Genomic DNA, 3,629 nt, shown 5'->3' on the forward strand with positions numbered 1-3,629 from the left:
GCATAGTACTAGGTGGCGCTTATGGTTTCCTAGCGCCAGCTACATATCAATCTACATCTATGTTGCGTATTAAACAGGCTCAAGGTTTGAGTAATTCTGTATTATCTAGCTCCAATGGCTATTCTGACTCTATGTCTCGTCAATTGATGAACACAGATGCAGAAATCTTAAAAAGCCGTAATGTAGTAGAACCAGTGATTGCTGCTATTGAAGATCCTGAAGGTACAGGTAATGCGCCTACCTACGAGGAGTTTGTAAAAACGCGCATTGAAACAAAACCGTATAAGGAAACTGAGTTATTACAAGTGAGTGTAACAGGGAAAAGTCCTGAACAAGCTCAAGAAGCTAATAAATTGCTAATCGATAACTTCTTGAAGCGCCTTACTGAAATCTCTCATGTTGAACAACGCGCTACTCGTGAATTCTTACAAAAACGTGTTGTAACTGCTAAAACTGAATTAGAACAAGCAGAAAAGAAATTACAACAATTCCAAGTCGATAACAAGGTATACTCCACAGCTGATCAAATGAAAGGCTTAACAGATAAGATTACCCTTATCGATCGTGAAAAAGCGCAAAATCAACTTGATTTAGAAACGGCGCAAGCTGCACTAGGCAGTATCAATGAACAATTGGGTTCTGCTGGTAAAAGTATTGCTGACAGTGCAACAGTTCAAGCTTATAAAGGTCAATTAGCGGATCTTGAATCTCGTAAGGCTTCTTATGTTGGTAAATATACTGATGAACATCCTGCGATGAAAGAAATTAACCAACAAATTGAAGAAGCTAAGAGTGGTCTAAATGCTGAAATTAATGCTATTGCGTCTCAACAAGCACCTTCTAGCAACTCTGCACAACAGGGTTTGCTAGCTGATAAGTTTAGAAATGAAGCCGCTCTTGCAGTAGCTCAAGGTAAACAATCTACATTAGCTGAACTTGATAAAGCAAACGAAGAAGCTATGAAAGGCTTACCTGAAAAAGAACGTGGCTATATCCAAGCAAAACGTGATGTAGATGTGGCACAAGATATCTACCAAATGTTATCTACTCGCTTGGAAGAAGCGAAGGTAGCAGAGGTAATGGTGCCAAATGAAGTTCAAATCGTAGATGCTCCTACATTGCCAGAAAAGGCAATTGCTCCACGTAAGGTTCTCATCCTATTAGGCTCTGCAATTTTAGGCCTCATCCTTGGTTCCCTCTACACATTGGGTCAATTCTTCTGTAATCGCAAAGTTCAATCTGTACAAGAAATCAATGATGTTCTTGGCATTGAAAACTTAGGTGTTATTCCTAATCATGAAGAAAAAGAATATGAAGAACCTAGTAATCGTATCGTAGCATTGTTACGCAAAGTGAGAGGTTAATATGATCAGACTAATTTCTAATGAACGTGGTGATACAGCACTCGTAGAAGCATATCGTACATTGCGTAGCAATTTACAATATGTATGTAATCAACAAAAATGTAAGCTTATTTGTATTACGGCCGCTACTAGTGGTGAAGGTACTTCTGAAGTAGCTGCTAATACTGCATTAGCTTTATCTAAAAACAATAACAAAGTATTACTGATTGACGGCAATTTACGCAATCCTGTACAGCACTTAGCTTTTAACGTGCAGAATAAAGGTCTTACAAACGCAGTAATGATGGATGAAGATTTGACGATTCACCGTAATGTCCAACCTCATTTAGATATATTGACTGCAGGTGAAGTAGTTCAGCATCCTTCTGAAGTAGTAGATTCTAGCAAATTGCCAACAATTTTAGATTATGCACGCGATGAATATGATGTGGTTATCATTGATACGCCACCAGTATTATCCGTTACTGATGCTGTTGTATTAGCTGAGAAATCCGATGGTGCTATGCTCGTTGTTAGAAACGAAGTGGCAAGCCCAAAAGATTTGATAGAAGCTAAAAAACGCCTTACTCAAGTAGGTATTCCTCTATTAGGTTCCATCGTAATTGATGCCTAATATAGGTAATTTAATTTGTAATCTAATAGATTCATCAAGCGTATCAATATGGTACAGAAAGCATTGAGGTGATGTATATGAAAATTAATTTTTCTCCTCCCGATATTACCGAGTTAGAAATTAACGAAGTCATTGAAACTTTAAAAAGTGGGTGGATTACGACAGGTCCTCGTACTAAAGAGCTAGAGAAAAAGATTGCTGAACAGTTAGGCACACCTAAATCTGTTTGCTTAAATTCTGCTACTGCAGCGCTTGAAATGTCTCTACGCGTATTAGGTATTGGACCTGGTGATGAAGTCATTACGAGTGCTTATTCCTATACGGCTAGTGCAAGCCCTGTAGTTCACGTAGGTGCAACCTTAGTACTCGTTGATACCCAAAAAGATTCGTATGAAATGGATTACGATGCAGTAGCTCGTGCCATTACGCCAAAGACAAAGGCGATTATTCCTGTTGATATAGCTGGTGTGCCTTGTGACTATGAGCGCTTGCGTTCTATTGTAGAGGACAAGAAATCTATCTTTACTCCAGCCAATGATATTCAAAAAGCATTAGGTCATATTCCAATCGTAGCGGATTGTGCTCATTCCTTTGGTGCAACCTATAAAGGTGTCCATACAGGCAATGTAGCTGACTTCAGTAGTTTCTCCTTCCATGCAGTAAAAAACTTTACTACTGCCGAAGGTGGCTGCGCTACTTGGCGCCACATTGAGGGCTACGATGACGAGGCTATTTATAAACAATTCCAATTGCTATCTTTGCATGGTCAAGATAAGGATGCTCTTGCTAAAACGAAAGCTGGCGCATGGGAATACGACATTAAAGGCACATATTATAAATGTAATATGACGGATATTATGGCTGCCATTGGTTTGGCGCAATTTGAAAGATATCCAAAATTGTTATCACGTCGTAAGGAAATTATCGAAGCTTATGATGCAGGTTTGAAAGATTTATCTGTTACATTATTAAGTCATTATAACGATGATTATCAAAGTAGTGGTCATTTGTACTTAGTTCGCTTAGATGGACGGGATGCAGAATACCGCAACAAGGTAATCGAAGCTATGGCTGAAGCTGGTATTGCCACAAATGTGCATTATAAACCAATTCCTATGCATACGGCGTACAAGAATTTAGGTTTCACTATTGATGACTATCCAAATGCTTATGATCAATTTAAAAATGAGATTACATTGCCACTTCATACTTTGTTAACAGATGAAGAAGTGCAATATGTCATTGAAACATTTAAAAGGATTATTACCGAATGTTAGTAAAAAACTTTCACGATTTACCTCAAGAGTTACAGTGTGAAGAGGTGCGCCCGTACTTTGAAGTATTAAATCAAAGACGAACAAGCCTTCTATGTAAAAGTATTTTTGACCGCGTTATAGCGGCTAGTATGCTCATTACATTGAGTCCTGTATTTCTTGTGTTAGCTATCATGATTAAACGAGATAGTGAAGGTGAGGTTTTCTTCCGCCAAACTCGGGTGACACAATATGGTCGCACCTTTGGTATCTATAAATTCCGTACTATGGTCAAAAATGCGGAGTCTCTCGGTGCTCAAGTAACATCACAAAATGATATGAGGGTAACTAAGGTGGGCAATATGCTTCGTAGCTGTCGCCTTGATGAACTGCCACAAC

Annotated in this window: 4 protein-coding genes; all 4 read left to right on the forward strand. The window is 38.7% G+C overall.

All coding sequences use genetic code 11. The features are described 5' to 3' along the window. On the forward strand, positions 1–1,364 hold a 1,364-nt coding region (locus tag Q0F90_RS08115), incomplete at its 5' end, for a GNVR domain-containing protein (protein ID WP_296004610.1). 1 nt (position 1,365) lies between these two features. Further along, positions 1,366–1,977 (forward strand): CpsD/CapB family tyrosine-protein kinase, encoded by a 612-nt coding sequence (locus tag Q0F90_RS08120; RefSeq protein ID WP_296004612.1) that lies wholly within the window; start codon positions 1,366–1,368, stop codon positions 1,975–1,977. 77 nt (positions 1,978–2,054) lie between these two features. Beyond that, positions 2,055–3,254: a DegT/DnrJ/EryC1/StrS aminotransferase family protein gene (locus tag Q0F90_RS08125; RefSeq protein ID WP_296004614.1), complete on the forward strand. Its 1,200-nt coding sequence runs from the start codon at positions 2,055–2,057 to the stop codon at positions 3,252–3,254. After that, on the forward strand, positions 3,248–3,629 hold a 382-nt coding region (locus Q0F90_RS08130), incomplete at its 3' end, for a sugar transferase (protein ID WP_296004616.1). The genes Q0F90_RS08125 and Q0F90_RS08130, both read left to right, overlap by 7 nt.

This window comes from uncultured Veillonella sp. (genome assembly GCF_934190855.1).
Taxonomy (GTDB): Bacteria; Bacillota; Negativicutes; order Veillonellales; family Veillonellaceae; genus Veillonella.

Excerpts from the sequence above, each read along its gene's own strand:
- Q0F90_RS08120 (WP_296004612.1), top strand. The coding sequence starts at position 1,366 with ATGATCAGACTAATTTCTAATGAACGTGGTGATACAGCACTCGTAGAA.
- Q0F90_RS08125 (WP_296004614.1), top strand. The coding sequence starts at position 2,055 with ATGAAAATTAATTTTTCTCCTCCCGATATTACCGAGTTAGAAATTAAC.